At 39.8% G+C, this 19381-nt stretch carries 12 protein-coding genes; 5 read left to right on the top strand and 7 right to left on the bottom strand.

Annotation, left to right across the window (positions count from 1 at the left end; translation table 11 throughout):
* Position 1 precedes the first annotated feature (1 nt).
* The 3 genes from RMY31_RS22920 (at position 2) to RMY31_RS22910 (ending at position 10517) form a co-directional block, all read left to right on the top strand.
* On the top strand, positions 2-7900 hold the full coding sequence (locus RMY31_RS22920; protein ID WP_322658046.1) for a non-ribosomal peptide synthetase: 7899 nt from the start codon (positions 2-4) through the stop codon (positions 7898-7900).
* A 271-nt stretch (positions 7901-8171) separates the two neighbouring features.
* Positions 8172-10193, top strand: coding sequence for an ABC transporter ATP-binding protein/permease (locus tag RMY31_RS22915; RefSeq protein ID WP_322658045.1), 2022 nt, complete (start codon positions 8172-8174; stop codon positions 10191-10193).
* 48 nt (positions 10194-10241) lie between these two features.
* Positions 10242-10517 (top strand): glycosyltransferase, encoded by a 276-nt coding sequence (locus tag RMY31_RS22910; protein WP_322658044.1) that lies wholly within the window; start codon positions 10242-10244, stop codon positions 10515-10517.
* Positions 10518-10665: 148 nt separating this feature from the next.
* On the opposite strand, the gene RMY31_RS22905 is transcribed toward RMY31_RS22910, so the two are convergent.
* The 3 genes from RMY31_RS22905 to RMY31_RS22895 all read right to left on the bottom strand — a co-directional run bounded on the left by RMY31_RS22905 (position 10666) and on the right by RMY31_RS22895 (position 12805).
* Positions 10666-11391 (bottom strand): Nif3-like dinuclear metal center hexameric protein, encoded by a 726-nt coding sequence (locus RMY31_RS22905; RefSeq protein WP_322658043.1) that lies wholly within the window; start codon positions 11389-11391, stop codon positions 10666-10668.
* 100 nt (positions 11392-11491) lie between these two features.
* Positions 11492-12328, bottom strand: coding sequence for a sulfurtransferase (locus tag RMY31_RS22900; RefSeq protein ID WP_322658042.1), 837 nt, complete (start codon positions 12326-12328; stop codon positions 11492-11494).
* A gap of 48 nt (positions 12329-12376) precedes the next feature.
* Entirely contained in the window at positions 12377-12805 is a 429-nt protein-coding gene (locus RMY31_RS22895; RefSeq protein ID WP_322658041.1) for a DUF6220 domain-containing protein, read from the bottom strand.
* Positions 12806-12907: 102 nt separating this feature from the next.
* Between RMY31_RS22895 and RMY31_RS22890 the strand changes: the two genes are divergently transcribed.
* On the top strand, positions 12908-13570 hold the full coding sequence (locus tag RMY31_RS22890) for a LuxR C-terminal-related transcriptional regulator (RefSeq protein ID WP_322658040.1): 663 nt from the start codon (positions 12908-12910) through the stop codon (positions 13568-13570).
* Positions 13571-13801: 231 nt separating this feature from the next.
* Here RMY31_RS22890 and RMY31_RS22885 read toward each other — a convergent pair whose 3' ends face one another.
* Positions 13802-13924, bottom strand: a complete 123-nt coding sequence (locus RMY31_RS22885; protein WP_322658039.1) for a hypothetical protein — start codon at positions 13922-13924, stop codon at positions 13802-13804.
* A gap of 296 nt (positions 13925-14220) precedes the next feature.
* On the opposite strand from RMY31_RS22885, the gene RMY31_RS22880 reads away from it, so the two are divergent.
* The gene (locus RMY31_RS22880) at positions 14221-14730 is read left to right on the top strand and encodes a hemerythrin domain-containing protein (protein WP_322658038.1); all 510 of its coding nucleotides are present in this window, start codon (positions 14221-14223) and stop codon (positions 14728-14730) included.
* A gap of 443 nt (positions 14731-15173) precedes the next feature.
* Here RMY31_RS22880 and RMY31_RS22875 read toward each other — a convergent pair whose 3' ends face one another.
* The 3 genes from RMY31_RS22875 to RMY31_RS22865 form a co-directional block, all read right to left on the bottom strand.
* Positions 15174-17465: a M20/M25/M40 family metallo-hydrolase gene (locus tag RMY31_RS22875; RefSeq protein ID WP_322658037.1), complete on the bottom strand. Its 2292-nt coding sequence runs from the start codon at positions 17463-17465 to the stop codon at positions 15174-15176.
* A gap of 88 nt (positions 17466-17553) precedes the next feature.
* Positions 17554-17769 (bottom strand): MbtH family protein, encoded by a 216-nt coding sequence (locus RMY31_RS22870; protein WP_322658035.1) that lies wholly within the window; start codon positions 17767-17769, stop codon positions 17554-17556.
* Positions 17770-17982: 213 nt separating this feature from the next.
* Positions 17983-19299, bottom strand: a complete 1317-nt coding sequence (locus tag RMY31_RS22865; RefSeq protein ID WP_322658034.1) for an MFS transporter — start codon at positions 19297-19299, stop codon at positions 17983-17985.
* Positions 19300-19381: the final 82 nt, after the last annotated feature.

Below are 19381 nucleotides of genomic sequence, written 5' to 3'. Positions count from 1 at the left end.
AATGTTAATATTTGAATTTTTATCTTTACTAAATACTTTAGATATCAAAATCTGGATTGAAGATAATCAGTTACGCTATCGCGCTCCCAAAGGAGCAATGACAGCAGAAATAAAGCAGGAACTCAAGGAACGGAAAACAGAAATCCTGGCTTTTCTCCAAGAAGCTCAAACAGCCACACAATTAACTTCTATCCCTCTAGTTCCAGTTTCTAGAGATAAAGATTTGCCTTTATCTTTTGCCCAGCAGAGGATGTGGTTTCTTGATCAATTAGATGGAAAAAGCACGTTTTACAATGAAAGTTTCCAATTGCGAATTGTTGGTAAGCTCTGCGTGACAGCGTTAGAACAGAGCATCAACGAAATTATTCGCCGTCATGAAGCCTTACGAACTAACTTTTCTACGGTAGAAGGTGTCCCCTTCCAGGCGATTAGACCTAGTTTAACCATCACCATACCTGTGGTAGACGTGCAGAACTTAACAGCAGCTTCTGTGCAACAGATTATTACTCAGGAGGTTAGCCAGTCCTTTGACTTGGGGACAGATCCTTTAATTCGAGCTACCCTACTGCGACAAGAACCAGAATCCCATTTGTTGATATTAACCATGCACCACATCATTATGGATGGTTGGTCAATGGGGGTATTCTTCAAAGAATTAGAAGTGCTCTATCCAGCTTTTACAAAAGGAAAACCATATCCCTTACCAGAGTTAACGATACAATATGCTGATTTTGCCCTTTGGCAACGCCAATGGTTAACTAAAGAAGTTCAAAAAAAGCAACTTGATTACTGGAAACAACAGTTAGCTGACGCACCACCCTTGTTGGAGTTGCCAACAGATTATCCTCGTCCTCCAGTGCAGACTTTTGCTGGTGCTACCACAGAATTTCAAATCGACGCGCATTTATCCTCTCAACTGGTGGCTCTGAGCCAAAAGTCAGGTGTCACTTTGTTTATGACCCTGCTGACAGCTTTTGCCGTTTTACTGCATCGTTACAGTGGTCAGGATGACCTTTGCATTGGTTCGCCTTTTGCTAACCGCGATCGCCGAGAAATTGATTCATTAATTGGCTTTTTTGTCAATACCTTGGTGTTGCGTACCCAGATTGCAGGGAATCCTACTTTCTCCCAGTTACTCGAAAAAGTCCGCTCTGTTGTCTGGGATGCCCACGCGAACCAGGATATACCATTTGAGCAGGTGGTAGAAGCACTACAGCCGGAACGTTCTCTTGGCTACAACCCTTTGTTTCAGGTGTCGTTTGTTTTGGAAAATTTCTCGCTCGATACTATAGAGTTACCGGGTATTAGTCTGACCCCAGAGATGGTAGAGCGGGGTACGTCTAAGTTTGATTTAAACCTCTCGATGTGGGAGACACAGAAGGGATTAATTGGCTCGTGGGAATATAACAGCGATCTGTTTGAAGCGGATACAATTGCTAGGATGATAAGTCATTTCCAGACTTTGTTAGCAGCAATAGTTACTAATCCCCATCAGAAAGTTGGGGAATTACCTCTGCTAACAGAAATTGAGCAACAACAGTTATTACTCCAGTGGAACAATACTCAAACAGACTATCCTGCTGATAAATGTATTCATCAATTGTTTGAGCAGCAGGCAGAACGCACACCCGATGCAGTGGCGGTAGTATTTGAAAACAAATATCTCACATATCACGAGTTGAATAGTCGCGCCAACCAGTTAGCATACTACCTAAAGTCATTGGGTGTTGGAGCAGATGTGCTGGTAGGGTTATGTGTGGAGCGTTCCTTAGAAATGGTGGTGGGACTATTGGCGATACTCAAGGCAGGAGGGGCTTATGTGCCACTTGACCCTGAATATCCTGCTGAACGCTTAAGCTTCATGCTCGCAGACACTCAGATAAAAGTGCTGTTAACTCAAGAGAAATTACGAGAGTTTCTTCCTGGACATCAAGCGCGTGTCGTCTGCTTAGACACCGACTGGAACAGCATATCCCTGGCAAATCAGGATAATCTCAACAGCACAGTCAGTGCAGAAAGTCTAGCCTATGTAATTTATACCTCCGGTTCTACAGGCATACCCAAGGGAGTCGCCGTCACTCATCAGGCCGTAAATCGACTGGTTTTAAACACCAATTACATCCAACTAACAGCCGATGACCGTGTTGCACAAGCTGCAAATATTGCTTTTGATGCAGTCACCTTTGAAATTTGGGGAGCATTGCTACACGGAGCAGTGCTAGTCATAATCGCTAAATCCGTATTGTTGATTCCAGAACAATTAGCCGTCAATATCCGCTCACACAAAGTCAGCGTCTTATTTTTAACTACAGCGTTATTCAATCAATTAGCCAGTCTTGTCCCACAAGCGTTTAGTTCTTTAAAATATTTACTATTTGGTGGGGAAGCAGTCGATCCCAGATGGGTGCAGGAAGTTCTAGAAAAAGGCGCTCCTCAACACTTACTCCATGTTTATGGTCCAACCGAAAATACTACTTTTTCTTCTTGGTATTTAGTAGAGGATTTAGCAGCCACAGCCACAACTATTCCCATCGGTCGCCCCATTGCCAATACGCAAATTTATATCCTTGACCAACATTTACAACCAGTACCCGTTGGTGTACCAGGGGAATTGTACCTTGGTGGTGTCGGACTAGCGCGAAGCTATCTCAACCGTCCTGAATTAACCAATGAGAAATTTATCACCAACCCCTTTGATAATTCAAAATTGTATAAAACTGGGGATTTGGGGCGTTATTTACCAGATGGCAATATTGAATACATAGGACGCATCGACAATCAGGTGAAAATCCGGGGCTTCCGCATTGAGTTGGGAGAAATTGAAACCGTCCTGAGCCAACATCCTCAGATTAACTCAGTTGTAGCGATCGCCCGTCAAGATAGCCCTGGTAACAAACGTCTAGTCGCCTACATCGTACCACATCAAGACTCTAAACCCACAGCCCACGAACTGCGTAGCTTCTTAAAAACCAAACTACCAGAACACATGATACCGGGCGCGTTTGCAATCTTAGAGTCCTTACCCCTGACACCCAACGGCAAAATTGACCGCCGCGCCCTACCAGAACCAGATTTAGACAGCACACTGCTAGAAAAATATGTCGCCCCACGCACTCCCATTGAAGAACTGCTAACACAAATTTGGGCGCAAGTCCTAAAAGTAGAGCAAGTGGGTATTTATAATAACTTCTTTGAACTCGGTGGACACTCGCTACTAGCAACACAATTAGTTTCACGCATTCGCAACATCTTCAAAGTGGAACTACCACTGCGTGAGTTATTTGCTGCTGCAACTGTAGCCGAATTATCCCAGTTGATAGGGCAGTTACAACAACAAACAAGAGAACTATCTGCACCACCCATTTTAAGGCGGTCAGAAAATGCAGAACTTGCACTATCTTATGCTCAACAGCGTCTGTGGTTCTTAGACCAATTCGAGCCGGATAGTCCCTTCTACAATATGCCCGAAGCATTGCGTTTAGAAGGAACTTTCCAAATTGCGGCCTTAGAACAAAGCTTACAAGAAATAATTGCGCGTCACGAAGCGTTACGCACCAACTTCATCACCATTGATGGAATACCAACTCAAATTATTCAAAACCAAACGAATTGGACAATATCAGTTGTTGACTTTAAGCATTTATCTACCAGCGAAAAAGAAATTGCTGCACAGCAATTATTACAACAACAAGCAACTCAGCCCTTTGACTTGGCAACAGAATCATTAGTCAGAGGCACATTAATAGTGTTTTCTGAGACAGAACACATTTTATTACTGTGTATGCACCATATTGTCTCTGACGGTTGGTCGATGGGTGTGTTTATCTCTGAACTAGCTTCCCTGTACAATGCTTATTCTCATGGTCAAGAGTCACCTTTAGCACCATTGCCAATACAGTACGCAGATTTCGCTCTGTGGCAAAGAGAGTGGTTGCAAGGAGATGTATTACAAACTCAATTGAATTATTGGCAGCAAAAACTTGCTGATGCACCAGCTTTATTATCGCTACCCACAGACAGACCAAGACCTGCTGTGCAGACTTACAACGGGACAATTCAGGAGTTTGCGCTGTCTGCTGAACTAACGAATAAGTTGACAAAACTCAGCCAAGAACAAGGCGTAACTTTGTTCATGACGCTGTTAGCTGCTTATGATACCCTGCTTTATCGCTATACAGGACAAGAAGATATATTAGTGGGTTCTCCAATTGCTAACCGCGATCGCCAAGAGATAGAAGGGTTAATTGGCTTATTTATCAATACCTTAGTCATGCGTAGCGACTTGGCAGGTAATCCGCGCTTTAGTGAATTACTGGGTTGTGTTCGAGAAATAGCAATGGGGGCATACACTCATCAAAATTTGCCCTTTGAAATGCTGGTAGAAGGGTTGCAACCAGAACGGGATTTATCCCATACACCACTATTCCAAGTGATGTTTATCCTGCAAAATTCACCTGTGTCTCAGTTGGATTTAAATGGGTTAACTGTTAGTTCACTGTCGCTCAAAAGTGTAACGGCAGCATTTGATTTAACTTTATCAATGCAGAACACTGCTACCGGAATGGTGGGTGTGTGGGAGTACAACACCGATTTGTTTGACCATAGCACCATCGAGCGGATGACTGGTCATTTTGTGACTTTGTTGGAAGCAGTTGTTAGTAATCCCCAAGAGCGAATTGACCAATTACCCCTACTGACAGCAGTTGAACAACAGCAGCTACTGGTTGAGTGGAATGATACTCAGGCTGATTATCCTTGGGATAAATGTCTGCATGAATTATTTGAGCAGCAGGCAGAACTGACACCTGATGCAGTAGCAGTGGTATTTGACAATCAACAACTGACTTATCAGCAGTTGAACAGCCAAGCGAATCAATTAGCACATTACCTACAATCTCTGGGTGTGGGACCAGAAATTTTGGTAGGGATTTATTTAGAGCGATCGCTATCCATGACCGTAGCATTGTTAGCCGTCCTCAAAGCTGGTGGCGGTTATGTCCCTCTAGATATTGATTATCCCCAACAGCGATTAGCTTACATATCCGAAGACTCACAAATTTCTGTACTGATCGCACAGGAGACATTACTCAATTACTTGCCAGTCCAAGGTGTGAAAGTCATTGTCTTAGACAAAGAGTTTGAGGTACTGAATTCTCAAAATCCAGAAAATCCGGTTAGTGAAGTCATACCAGAAAACTTGGCTTGTATACTGTACACTTCTGGTTCTACTGGCAAACCCAAAGGCGTGATGTTGACTCATGCAGCTTTGGTAAATCACAGCAGTGCTATTAGTGAAGCATTTGGTCTGACTAAGAGCGATCGCGTCTTACAATTTGCTGCTTTCGGCTTTGATGTCGCAGTGGAAGAAATCTTCCCCACTTGGTTTAAAGGCGGAACAGTAGTGTTAAGACCGACTCAAATGTTTTCTTCCTTTGCCAATTTTGCCCAGTTTATTGAACAACAACAGCTCAGTGTTTTGACTCTGACTCCAGCCTATTGGCATGAATGGATGGTAGCAGTATCTCAATCCTATGCCACCGTGCCACAAAGTCTACGCTTATTGACTGTGGGCGGCGATACAGTACTACCGGAAACAGTGGCAATGTGGCATCAATTGGTGGGCAATCGTGTGACTTGTCTGAACGCCTACGGGCCCACTGAAGCTTCGGTTACAGCCATAGTCTATGATGTGCAACATTTCCAATCAGAAAAAACCAATACAGTCCTCATTGGTCGTCCTGTCGCCAATACGGAAATCTACATCCTCGACAGTAATCTCCAACCAGTACCTATTGGAGTTAAAGGCGAATTGTACATTGGTGGTGTGCGTCTAGCACAAGGTTACCTCAACCGTCCGGAATTGACAGAGGAAAAATTTATTCCCAACCCGTTTGCGAAGGCAGGAAGCAGAGACCAGCGCGTTGCGGGGGTTCCCACGCCACTTGCTTCAAGCCGGGAAACCCGTCCAACGCAGTGGCTCCCCGTTGTAGCGACTGCGGAGAGACCAGAGGTAGGAGGAAGTAGATTATATAAAACTGGGGATTTAGCACGCTATTTACCCGATGGCAATATCGAGTTTATTGGTCGAATTGATGATGTAGTGAAAATAAGAGGTTTTCGCGTTGCACTTGGGGAAATTGAAAGTCTATTAGTTCAACATCCTGATATCATTGCCCAAGTGGTAATGCTAAGAGAAGACCAACCAGGTAATAAGCAGTTAGTTGCCTATGTTGTCTCTAGTAACCCATCCTTAGACCAAAATGAATTACAAAGCTTCTTAAAACAAAAGCTGCCAAACTACATGATACCAACAGCTTTTGTGATGCTGGAGGCTTTGCCACTCACTGCTAATGGAAAAGTTGACCGTCGCGCGCTACCCGCTCCCTCCCAAGACATTGGCCTAACCAACTTTGTTTTACCCACTACTCCAACACAAAAACTGATAGCAGATATTTGGAGCAGTGTTTTAGGAACAACACAGTTAGGCATTCACAACAACTTTTTTGACATAGGGGGAAATTCTTTACGAGCGATGCAGGTGATGTCTCTGTTAAGAGAGGCTTTTCAACTAGAGTTACCCCTACGTTATCTGTTTGAGAATCCTACAGTGGCAGAACTCGCAAAAGGAGTCAATAGTTTACAAACAACCCAGGCTGACACTATTACCACCGCAACTATCAACAATTTAAAAGCAGAAGCTGTCTTAGATTCAAGCATTCATATTCCAACCAAGCCTTTTGATTACATCAACAAGCCCAAACGGATCTTTTTAACGGGAGTAACAGGCTTTTTGGGAATTCATTTACTGCATGAACTCCTACAACAAACTCAGGCTGATATTTATTGCCTGATTCGAGCTACCAATATTGAACAGGCACAGCAGAAGCTGCAAAGTCAACTCAAATTCTACAAACTCTGGGAGGGAATCAATAGCGATCGCATTATTCCTATAGTTGGAGATTTAACGAAAAACTATTTAGGTCTTTCCACATCACAATTTCAGCAGTTAGCTAATCATATAGATGTCATCTATCACTGTGGTGCTTGGATCAATGTCATCTATCCTTACTCTGCTTTAAAAGCCACTAATGTACTTGGGACTCAAGAAATCATCCGACTAGCCAGTGAAATCAAGGTAAAACCTTTGCATTTCATCTCAACAACATCTGTTTTACCAGCATCTTCTCAAAATGAGGGTGGATTAGTCCTCGAATCAGATCCCCTTGACCAATATCAAGCTCTTGAGAATGGCTATGTCCAAAGCAAGTGGGTAGCAGAGAAATTAATTATGCAAGCCCGCGATCTAGGACTTCCTGTTTCTATTTATAGAGCATCAAGGATAACAGGACACAGCCGAACTGGGATTAGTAACACAGAAGATTTATTTTGCAGGCTAGTCAAAGGTTGTTTACAAATGAGAATGGCCCCCGATATTGACCTAGAAGATAACTTGACTCCTGTGGACTATGTGAGCAAGATGATTGTTCATTTGTCATGTCAGAAAGAATCTTTAAGCAAAGCATTTCATTTGGTCAATCCTTACTCCACTCCGATCAAGCATTTATTTAACTTAATTGACTCTTTAGGATACCCTTTGCAACTGATTTCTTTAGAGCAATGGTATTCAGAGATTTCACGCCATAGTAAAATCTCAGACGCAGATAACTTAAAATTGTTGTCACATATCATACCCAAAACCACAATAGAAACCTACCAAGAGCCACATATTGACTATCAAAACACTATAAATGGATTAGCAAATACTGATATTATATGTCCTGTCTTAGACAAAATTTTACTGAAAACTTACTTTTCCTACTTCATAAGTAGCGGTTTTATAGATGACCACTTAGTAACAGATAAAATGGCATTTAGTAATAAGGCCAACCAACCATATTAACTCGGTAGTCTACCAATCTAAAATTACCGGATGGAAGCAAGAGAGCAGAGAAGTAGAGGAGAAATTTATACAATTTCTTTCCCTTCTCCCACTCTATTAACTGTAAAATAGTGTAGTACCACTATCATAAATTACAAATGTAGTTTTATTGCTACACAAAGAAATTGAGTTAAGAAAAACTCTATTTATAACCAATTTATGACAATTGTTAACCAAATCGCAACTTGCTTCCTACTATTTCCTCAAATAAGAACCACTATATTTTTAGAATATGCAAGCCCAAGTTTCGCGCAATAAACCCCTAACAAATACTTATTCAGATTTTACTAAATTTTGGGAAAATGTCACAGCGATCGCCGGATCTTACTGGTATCCAACCAAGCCCGGAGAAAGAGCATTTTCAGAAGTGATTCGTGCTTGGGGGATGCTCATTCTCTTAATATTATTAATAATTGCACTTGTAGGTGTAAATGTTTCTACTAACTTTCTTTATCGCTATTTAGTCGATATCATCATTACAGGAAAGGATATTTCTAAGTTTTTTGATACTGTATTGATTTATAGTATAGCTCTGATATTGGTAACAGTCTTAGTAGGAGTTTCTAAATTTGTTAGAAAGCAAATTGCGCTTGATTGGTATCAATGGTTAAATAATCACACTCTATCAAAATACTTACGTGAAAGAGCATACTACAAAATCAACTTTAAATCTGATATTGATAATCCAGATCAACGTCTCTCTCAAGAAATCGAACCTGTTACCAGTAATGCTTTGACTTTTTCAGCTACTTTCCTGGAAAAAATACTGGAAATCACAGCTTTTATAATAATTATTTGGTCAATTTCTCAAGAAGTTGCAATTATTTTATTTATTTATACTGTTATAGGCAATGCGATCGCCGTCTACTTGACTCAAGAATTAAATAAGATTAATCAAGAAGAACTTCAATCTAAAGCTGACTACAACTATTGTCTGACTCATGTTCGCACTCATGCTGAATCAATAGCTTTCTTTAGGGGAGAAAAACCAGAATCAAATATCATTGGCAAAAGATTTAATCATCTGATAAAAAATACTAAACGTAAGATTAACTGGCAAAGAAACCAAGATATTTTTAATAGAGGATATCAGGCTGTAATTGAAATATTTCCGTTTTTAATACTTGGTCCTTTATATATTACAAATAAACTGAGTTTTGGAGAAATTAGTCAAGCGTCTTTAGCTGCATATCTTTTTGCTAATTCTCTAGCAGAATTAATCAATGAATTTGGAAGTTCCGGTCGGTTTTCTATTTATGTTGAACGTTTAGCTGAGTTTTCATCTGCTTTAGAAGAAGTAGCTAAACAACCAGAAAACGTCAGTACCATCAAAACAATAGAAGATAATCATCTCACGTTTGAAAATGTTACCTTACAAACACCCAACTATGAGCAAGTGATTGTCAAAGACTTGTCAGTGTGTGTTCAGCCAGGAGAAGGCTTATTGATTGTTGGGCCTAGTGGTCGAGGTAAAAGTTCTTTATTAAGAGCGATCGCTGGTTTGTGGTACGCGGGGACAGGTCGTTTGATACGACCTCCTTTAGAAGAAGTATTATTCTTACCCCAACGTCCTTATATAATATTAGGAACTTTGCGTGAACAGTTACTTTATCCGAATACCAATCGTCAAATGACCGACGCACAACTCAAAGAAGTTTTGCAACAAGTTAATCTGCAAAATATCCTAAATAGAGTTGATGGATTTGATACAGAAGTTCCTTGGGAAAATATCTTATCGCTAGGGGAACAACAACGTTTGGCTTTTGCACGACTATTAGTTACTCATCCTAGCTTCACTATACTAGATGAAGCAACAAGTGCTTTAGATTTAACTAACGAAGGCAATTTATATCAACAGTTACAAGAGACGAAAACAACATTTATCAGTGTTGGGCATCGAGAAAGCTTATTTGATTATCATCAATGGGTTCTCGAACTTACAGAAGATTCTAGCTGGCAACTTGTTACCGTACAAGATTATCGAAATCAAAGAACAATTACCCATATCTCTCCTGAAAATAACCACATTACTGTAGATAAAATTCTTAATAATGAATTGCAAAGCCAATCAGAAAGATTAATTCAAAAAGCTCCAGATGAAGGTCTGTCTCATAAGCAAATGAGTGAATTAAGTTTCTATGCCATTAAGACTATTAGAAGTAAAGCAAGCAAAGGAGAAACTATTGCCGCTAGAGACGGTTTTACCTACCGCTATGACAAAGATCCTCATGTATTGAAATGGATCAGAATTTAACTGTTACTCGGATTTTAAAAACAATAAAAATAAAACTATTGGAAGTATATGTCTCAAGTTTCGATTGTTATTCCTACTTTCAATGAAGCAGCTAGTTTAGAGCGCACCCTGCGCCAACTGAGTTTATTGAACTCAGCTGCAAAAGAAGTAATAGTAGTAGATGGTGGTAGCGAAGATGAGACAGTAGCGATCGCTAAGCAAGTTTTGGAATCATTGAATCAAGAATTAAATGTGCAAATTCTATTTTGCGATCGGCGTGGGCGTTCCATTCAGATGAATTATGGAGCATCATCTGCAACCTTCCCAAAGAAAGCGTGCTATTAGCCAGCTTTGCTGCACATCCAAGCGACTACAGCGACTAGATTAAAGAGGCGATCGCAAAAGCTCTTGACACTGAGAACAATAGGGAAGTTAATTAGTACAAAGCTCATCACCTTCACTAATAACTGTTCGCGGGAACAATCTCAATAACTCAATTATTAGAAACAACAACTTTTAAATTAAACCAGCGTTCTTGTAATACTCCAGCTAGGGTACGTAAACCCCATGATTCACTACGACGATGCCCTACAGCGATTACCCCGATCTTAGTTTTTTGTATTGCTTCAACAGCTGGCTGTCGCAACTGTCCTGTGATGTAAACTTCAACACCACGAGCTACCGCTTCATACACTAATTTCTCTGTAATTGCACCAACAACAGCAATAGATGACACATTAGTGTGAATTGAAGTACATATTTGCTCATGTCCACCAAAAACTTGAGTTATGCAACTGCACAATTGCACAAAGCTTTGAGTTGGAATTTTTCCTAACATTCCAATTGCTCTGTTTTCTTTTTCTCCCAATACCTCTAATTGAGACATGTTCAACACTTGAGCCAAGCGGGGATTGAAACCTACTGTCAAACTTTCATCAAATGGTAAATGATAGGAAATCACTCCGCAATCGGGTGGAATCAGTTCTGGTTTTAGTTTCCACGGTCGATGCAAGAATAGTGCATCTAAATTTTGGGTGTTTACCCATTCCAACAACTCTACCCCAGGCTCAAGTGCTAACCCCAAACATTTAATAGGACGTAGTGATGGTAAATAGACTCCACCCCTTTCGCTGATTGCAAACTGCTTAACAGCCAAAAAGCAATTGAGATATTCTGCTATGTCTTCTATCAAAATTAAATTGTTGTATTCAGACAACATGAATACCCACTACAAGTAGCGCTTTTGCATCCGACGGTAATGCTAGCCTTAATAATAAAATACCCTGGTCAATTTGTAAGAATATTAACAATAGTAACTTTTACGAACTCTCGATAGCCACATCAGATAAGCGACTCCACTCATTCCAAGAGCCATCGTAATTGCGAACATTTGGATAGCCCAATAAATACTTCAAAACAAACCAGGTATATCCAGAACGCCCACCGATAGCACAGTAGGGAAAGACTTCTTTATCAGCCGTAATGCCCTTACTAGTATAAAGATGCTTTAATTCGTTGAATGATTTAAAAGTCCCATCCTCATTGAGAGTTAAGATATGCTCAAGATGTATTGCACCTGGAATATGTCCAGTGCGTTCACCTTCATTTGGTGGCTGATTAAAAAACCATTCACCACAGTATTCTTGAAGTGTTCGGACATCCAACAACACGCGATCGCACAGGCCAATCGATGCCTGAACTTCATGATGTAATACTCTAAGGCTGACATCAGGAGCTTTAGCATAGTAATCAGTGGCAGGAAACGTAGATAACTCAGTTACCAGTGGACGACCTTCTGACTTCCATTTTTGGTAGCCACCATTGATAACTCGTACATTCTCATGCCCAAAGACTTTCAACAACCAGAAAATCCAGGCTCCTGTTCCAGGGTAACTGCCATAGGCAATTACTGTTGTGTCATTAGTAATGCCTGAGCGTGCCATAAGGCTTTCAAAAGCGATCGCATTCAAATTGATTTTCAAATCGGGCAATAGTAAGTCTGTAAAGATGTTCCAAAAGACAGCACCAGGTATATGAGCATTTTTGTATGGCTCTGGACTCATATCCACTTCGATAATACGGACGTTTGGGTCATTAAAATGATTTGCTAGCCACTGGGTATCAACAAGAACTGATGGATGAGCGTATTGAGACACTTATATTTCTCCTTTAATAGTGCTAAAAAAATGAAGGGTTGCGTTTCCTCAATGGATGTTGTCTTGGTTGTCGTTGGGAAATAAGATGTGCGATATCCGATGAACTAGGGTTGTAGAAATAGACAATAAGGAAAAGCCGATGAGTGGGTGGAATATTGCCAAAGGAAAAGAAGTCTTCAAATGAATTGTGAGAAATTGCAGTCCAAGTAGCACTGGAATACTTGCTGTCAGGCTCTGGACTCTTGGGGGAAAGGGAATCAAAAATACCCATACCAACAAAATGAGTGAAAGTATGCTGTACCCTCGCACGAGCCAAATATGTATGTTCCACCAATCAGAGTTGTAAAAGTAAGCTAGTCCAACAGTTAAAACTTGGGTTATTAAACAGATATTAAAAAATACTGTCGCTATAAAAAAACTAATTTGAATCCAGCGTATGGATATTAGTGTGTCATCAATGTCAGGATTTACAGTCATAGTAAAGTTATCCAAAAAAGCTAACACGGAATGTAACTAAAGCTAAGATAAATCTGATTGTGATACTGCTACTAGACCTCGAAAGGGTACAATTTGCTAATTATGGTTACCTTACAAGCTCTATTTCGTGCAATTGCTCAAGCTAAAGATGAACAGTCATTGCGTTTGCACATATCCGCCCAAATAAGAGAGTATTTTTCAGCTACACGATGTGGGCTGTTTCTCTTTGCTCAAACTCCTCTAGTTGACAGTAAGATCCAAAAAGCACTGCAAATTGCATTATCACCTCAATACAATCCAGTTGCGCGCTACTTGATAGAACGCCATGCCCCAGTTCATGAAGCTTTGGTAGTAGAACCTAAGACGTGGAAGTTGATTTGTCCTCGTGCTGACCACTGGCACGTCATGGCAGGGCCAATTGTCAGTGCTGGTCAGTTAGTAGGTGTGGTAGGTTTTACCCGTAAGCAAGGAATGCCTGCATTCGACTTACAAAATCTCACAGATTTGAGTGCGCTTTGTTTGCACATTTCTACTTGGGTAGCAACTGCAAATTCGCAACAGCCGCTATTACAGACAGAGCGTTTAACACCTCGTGAAGCGCAAATTGCTTCCTTAGTAGCTCAAGGAAGAACCAATGCAGAAATTAGTGCGGAACTTTGGATTACTGAGAACTCTGTCAAACAAGCTTTAAAAAGGATGTTTCGCAAGCTTAAGGTTTCATCTCGTACTCAAATGGTTGCAAAGCTTTCCACAGTTTTAAAATAGAGTTGTTGGGAAATAAGCTGAAAAATGTCTAAAACTCAGTCATGGCAGATATTTCAGCGATTTTGTCATAAAACACTTTAAACCTAACTGGTGCAAGGGTTTCAGTGATTTTTAACGTTATTTTCCAACAGATCTTGCGGTATATTTTTCTCGATAGAAACAAACTGCTAAGTAGTTTGAGGATGACGTGTCTGTGCAGCAAAGCATCTTCAACTTCAGTAAGTAATATTATTAACAAAACATTTGTAACTTTACTTGCAGTTTATTTACTGCATGGCTGTTACTGTTATGGCTACTTCGGTCTGTCAAGTCAGGTAGATGCTCTTGGTAATGGTGTTGTTTATTAGCGCTCATTTTTCCTCAGGGAAACTTGGGTGCTTTTTTCGTGAGCAAATGCCATAAAGCAATTGATGCTTTGACTGATTGATTGCAGCCAACTTCCATATTAGCTTTTGCATAACGATCGGGTTTGCCAATTAATCCTAAACTACTACCATCAGTAGATAAATATTAACTAAAATTTTAAATTACTCCTCATATAGATAGAAAATTTGTATTTGATTAAAAAATAATTGTATTTAGATTAAATAACAATATTCCTCAAAAAGACAGATTTATTTATAATTTTTACAAGCAAAATTAAGTAGAGAATGACAAAAATTCAATTATTTTCAAAGGAGAATCAAATGGCTAAGAAACAAGCAACAAACATTCTTTCACTAATTGAAGCAGAGCATCGCCAAGTTGAACAGCTTTTTAGCGAGGCAGAAAAATCTCAAGGAAAGAAACTGTATGAGTGCTTCAATCAAATTTATCTAGCATTAAACTTACATGCTAGAACTGAAGAGTTAGTCTTCTATCCAGTAATGCGCGAATACGAAGAAACTGAACAATATGTTGAAGAAGCTGAAGAAGAACACGAAGACGTTTCCGCACTTTTAGAAGAAATTAAGGAACTTCAACCGACTGCTCCTGAGTTTCAAGAAAAACTTAGTGAATTGCAACAAGCAGTGCAGCATCATGTACAAGAAGAAGAAAGCGAAATTTTTGATGCTGTCCGCGAGTGTATGAGTGATGAAGAGCTTACTAAATTGGCGAGCAAATTTCAAGAAGCTAAAGCTAAATTAGAGGAAGATGTCAAAGCGGCAATGGCTATGTGATGTGACTGTTTTAAAGGAATCAAAAATTTTCTCTCTCATAGCTGTATAAAATTGGCATTTAATACTCATCGCTTTAACCCCATACTTAGGGGTTATTTTTGTATAAATATTTTTTAAATCTGGATTTATTTCAGCAAATATATTTAGACAGGCTCAAAAGTTTATTCTCACAATCGTTTCAATTTTGAGTAAAAATTCTGTAGCTATGTGGGTTATTGATGCCTGCAAACGATCGCCAAAACAAGCTCCTTATTCACATAAGTATGTGGAATTTGTCGATTTATGGTTAGAGATAGCCATGTTATTAAAACACATATATTTTGCTCACTAATCGCATTTAATATGATTCAGGTTCTTAGTTGTTGTTTCATTACCAATACTGTCGATTCTTCTAATTCATTGTGTCAAGCCTGATTGAGACGCTCTTACCTTGGATGTAGAGATCAAAAAGTAAAAGATTTGCTTACTAAGGTTGAATCACTAGTTCCAAATCCTGTAGGCATAATATAATTTGGTCTTTTCTGAAAAATTTTATTTGGTATTTCAGGAAGGCCATCAGATTGATCGACTACTTTTAGTTTTAAAGGCTGGGATTGTTTGACTATTAAAGTAAGCTCGATACCCTCTTGAGGAAGTCCAAAATAATCCAAGCTCCAGGGAGTATTAGTGGAATTATTGATTCGATTACCAATTTTTTTACTGTTAACAGCAGCTCCTAAAACTTCTATTTTTGGGTCTAGATATACGCGCACAATACGTCCTTGCCTTAATGAGATGATCTGCAAACGTAGCGTTCTAGTACCGTTACGTGTATCATCACTCAGTAATATAATCTTCGGTGCGGCTAGTGAAAGTGCAGGAGCCTGATTTTTAAGAAATTGCCTCGATGCAAAAGGTAAATATTCAGTTAAAGAAACTTTTTCTGGATTTTGAGAAAGAAACTGAGATGTCCATTCATCTGGTTGTTCGTCAAAACTAGCCCAGATAGCTTTTCCTGTGTCTGCATTCAAAGCATAAAAAATACTATTTGGTTTGGGATGATTAGCATCAAAACCTGCTGTCAAACTACCAGCAATCATCAAACTCAAACTTATCATTAAGGCTGTAGCGGGCAACACCCATTTGTTAGGAGTTATAAATAAATAAAGGTGGGGAATGAGCAATCCAAGTAGTAATACCACTATCACCATTACTACTCCAGACATACTTATGGTGAGGGCAACAAACATCAGGTATATTGTAGGAGCAAATAGAATAATTACTAGAATAGAGCATACAGATAAAACAACAAAACTTAGTCCCAAGTGATAATTCTTAGAAGTAGCGAAGATAAATCCCCATCCTCCAAGATTTAATAATAATGGCAATGTAAATAAATAACTAGCGCCTGGTAGATATATACTAGTTAATACCATTAATATTAGCCACCATAGTAATGCTCCAAAAGTTAAATTTTGTATGTTTGTCTTTTGGTAAAAATAAATATAAACACCAGATGTAATAGCTATAGCGAGCGTTACAAAGGCAATCATGTAAAAATTACTGTTATATGTATCGCCTTGAATAATCGCTCTATATTCACTGTGTAAATTATTAAGAGACCACCAAATAATTGTGACAACTGTTGCAACACTGATAATATTTATAAATAAAGCTAAAAATCCTAAAGTCATTCCAGAGAATGAAAGATGTGTTTTTTTAAAACCAAGTATTGTCACACCAAAAAATAATCCAACTACTAAAACTGTCAAAGGTATTACCCATGCTTCTGGATAGCTAACGATGAATGAAGCGAAAATATCAAAGTATACAGCATCACTCTGTTTAATATTTGTTAAATCTAAATTCCCAAAATGACGCGTTAATACTAAGGCATATTTACCGTGATGTTGAAGACTATTATGATTAATTTTCTGTAAATTGTCATAGGCTGTATGATAATAAATGACACCATTAATAAAAGCAAAATTCAGCCCAGAAAAATCTGCTGATTTAAAGATAGTAAAATCCGTATCATTAGGTAATTGTTTATAAATACTATTAAAAAGCGAGCTGGTAACTGGATGAACCAATGCCTTAGCAAATTCCTGAATTAGCCATCCATTTTCACTATTGGTTTCAAACATAAGTGAGGGACCACTATTTCCCCTAGCTTCAAAATTTACTGCTAAACCAACATCTTTTTTCCACGGATGTTCTTCAACAAAAGCGATCGCTCCTAGCAAACCAGCTTCTTCACCATCAGTAAACAAAAAAATTACATCATTTTTTAACGACGAACCCACCTTTAACGCTCTAACTGTTTCTAGCATTCCCGCAACAGCAGCACCATCATCACTAGCGCCAGGACTGTTGATTACTGAATCATAATGAGCAGTAAGTAAAATTGCTTTAGTACTATTACTTCCTGGAAGTTTGACAAGAATATTATGTACAGTTCCAGCAGCAAAGGGAGCGCCATTTTTATTGTTAACAGCTGTTGTTTTCTGAACTTCTGGTTTAAGACCTAATGCTGTTAATTCTTTTAAGATATAGTCACACACCTTTACATGTTCTGGTGAATTAATAGGGTGAGGTTTTTGGGCAATAACTTCAAGGTGTTTCATTGCCCGACCAGCAGAAAACTCTACAAGAGGTGCATTGATGCCCACTGCACGGGGAGGATTTAGCTGATAAATGCCCAAAAATACCAGAGATAAGATAAACAAAAAGGTAATAAATTTAAAATATTTCATCAGCCAGCTAATATTTTTATTTGCTATTTTTAGTTAGATAAACCACGCTGTAAAGACATTAAGTGCAACGCCTTTACAGAGGTTATATCTAAAATGCTTCCTGCATTTTTTGGCGAAGACTAAGGGGTCTCATGTCAGTCCAGACTTGTTTAATGTAGGACAAACATTCCTCTTTAGACCCAGTTTTACCCGCGTACTGCCAACCGGGAGCATTTTCTTGGTTAGCAAGCCATATTGAATACTGTTCTTCGTGATTTACTACGACTTTGTAAATTGTGATGTTTTCTTTTTCAGATATATTCATTGTGATTTCTTGCCTATTTTCAGATAAGTAATTAATCAACTTGATAATTGGTGATTTCAGATTTCTGCTAGTAGATAAGCAGATTAATTTTAGTTAAGTTTGACCGCGCCCTTCCTCTCTACTGATACTATTTACCAAAAATAATGATACAGATCCAAACCCAGGAACCCAAACTAAATCAGACTTTCTTAATTACGAATTACGAATTACGAATTACGAATTGATATGAGCATCAGGTAGTTCTTCTTCTACAAATCGCAAACGTGGATAAAAATAGCCAGCGATCGCTGCAAATACGGTCAGCGTTCCCATAACCACAAATAACAGAGCAATACCATACCCTGGCCCGACACCGATAATCCGGCCGATACTTGCAGCCAATGGCCCGTTCGCAACTAGCAGTGGATTAAACACGCGATCGGCTAACGGCCCGGCTAGCAAATAGGCAAGTGGTAAAGCACCCCAAGCAATCATTCGCCGCACAGCAAACACCCGCCCCTGAATATCAGGTGCAACTTTTTTCTGCCATATTACCTGGCCGGAGGCGTTAATAATTGGCAAACCAAAGAAGTAGAGGAACGCTGTCACAAAAAATACAGGAATAGAGGGGCGCAGTCCAGCAAACATAATGCTCAACCCTCCCAGTAGCGTAAAGCTGAGTACAGCATATATAGGACGCTTGACCCCACCCCAGATGCTCATCAGCAGACTGCCGATGAGCATACCGCTACCGCCAACGGACATGACACTACCAAGCACAGTGACTGGTGCAAAAGCGAGTACTAATGGTGTCACTAATACGTTGACCACTCCTGTGAGAAAATTGACGACAGCAATAAATACTAACAACGCTAATAGCCCCGATCGCCCAGTAATATAAGTCCAGCCAAAGGCAGCCTCCCGCAGCAAAGGCTCTTTCTTTGCTTTACCCTCAGTAATAGTCCTGACTTCGGGAAAGTGGACGCACAACAGAGTGATGACGGAGAAAATAAACGTGGCAAAGTCAATAAAAATGATGCCTTGTATCTTAATAGTTGCAATCAGTACACCAGCGATCGCAGGTGAAAGAATCTCAGCCGCAGCCTCTGCTGCCTCGACCATGCCATTGGCACGCCCCAGAAGTTGCTTGGGAACAAGGAGGGTAGTAGCAGCAGCATAGGCAGGCCATTGGAAAGCACTGAAGGCAGAACTGACCGCACTTGCCAGATAAATATGCCAGATTTCTAGCTTGCCAGTAAATAGTAACAAAGCGATGACGAGGGTACTCAATGCCGCGCCACTGTCACTCAGAATCATACAAAAACGCCTGGGCCAGCGGTCGATGAGTGCGCCTGCTACTGGGGAAAGGAGAATACCTGGCAATGTAGTGAACAGTAAAATCAGCCCAAACTGAGTTACTGAACCAGTGCGTTGATATACCCAAATACCCAAGGCAAAACGAGTCAAACCGGAGCCGATTAAGGAGACAAGTTGTCCAAACCAGATGAGAACAAAAACTGAGAATTTACTGCTGGAAGTTAAGGTTGCCATTTTCTGCCATTCGCTTTGCTTATCAGGACTTACGCACAGGTAACGGAAAATCGAACCACAGAGGACGCAGAGAACACGGAGA

The organism is Dendronalium sp. ChiSLP03b (genome assembly GCF_034531165.2).
Lineage (GTDB): Bacteria > Cyanobacteriota > Cyanobacteriia > Cyanobacteriales > Nostocaceae > Dendronalium > Dendronalium minutum.
Note: the sequence above shows the minus strand (reverse complement) of the source record. Positions and strands in the feature narration are given on the sequence as shown.

Bases quoted from the DNA above. Each gene is read 5' to 3' on its own strand.
- RMY31_RS22880 (WP_322658038.1), top strand. From the start codon at position 14,221: ATGACAAAAATTCAATTATTTTCAAAGGAGAATCAAATGGCTAAGAAA.
- RMY31_RS22895 (WP_322658041.1), bottom strand. From the start codon at position 12,805: ATGACTGTAAATCCTGACATTGATGACACACTAATATCCATACGCTGG.
- RMY31_RS22875 (WP_322658037.1), bottom strand. From the start codon at position 17,465: ATGAAATATTTTAAATTTATTACCTTTTTGTTTATCTTATCTCTGGTA.
- RMY31_RS22870 (WP_322658035.1), bottom strand. From the start codon at position 17,769: ATGAATATATCTGAAAAAGAAAACATCACAATTTACAAAGTCGTAGTA.
- RMY31_RS22885 (WP_322658039.1), bottom strand. From the start codon at position 13,924: ATGAGCGCTAATAAACAACACCATTACCAAGAGCATCTACCTGACTTG.
- RMY31_RS22865 (WP_322658034.1), bottom strand. From the start codon at position 19,299: ATGGCAACCTTAACTTCCAGCAGTAAATTCTCAGTTTTTGTTCTCATC.
- RMY31_RS22920 (WP_322658046.1), top strand. From the start codon at position 2: ATGTTAATATTTGAATTTTTATCTTTACTAAATACTTTAGATATCAAA.
- RMY31_RS22905 (WP_322658043.1), bottom strand. From the start codon at position 11,391: ATGTTGTCTGAATACAACAATTTAATTTTGATAGAAGACATAGCAGAA.
- RMY31_RS22890 (WP_322658040.1), top strand. From the start codon at position 12,908: ATGGTTACCTTACAAGCTCTATTTCGTGCAATTGCTCAAGCTAAAGAT.
- RMY31_RS22915 (WP_322658045.1), top strand. From the start codon at position 8,172: ATGCAAGCCCAAGTTTCGCGCAATAAACCCCTAACAAATACTTATTCA.
- RMY31_RS22910 (WP_322658044.1), top strand. From the start codon at position 10,242: ATGTCTCAAGTTTCGATTGTTATTCCTACTTTCAATGAAGCAGCTAGT.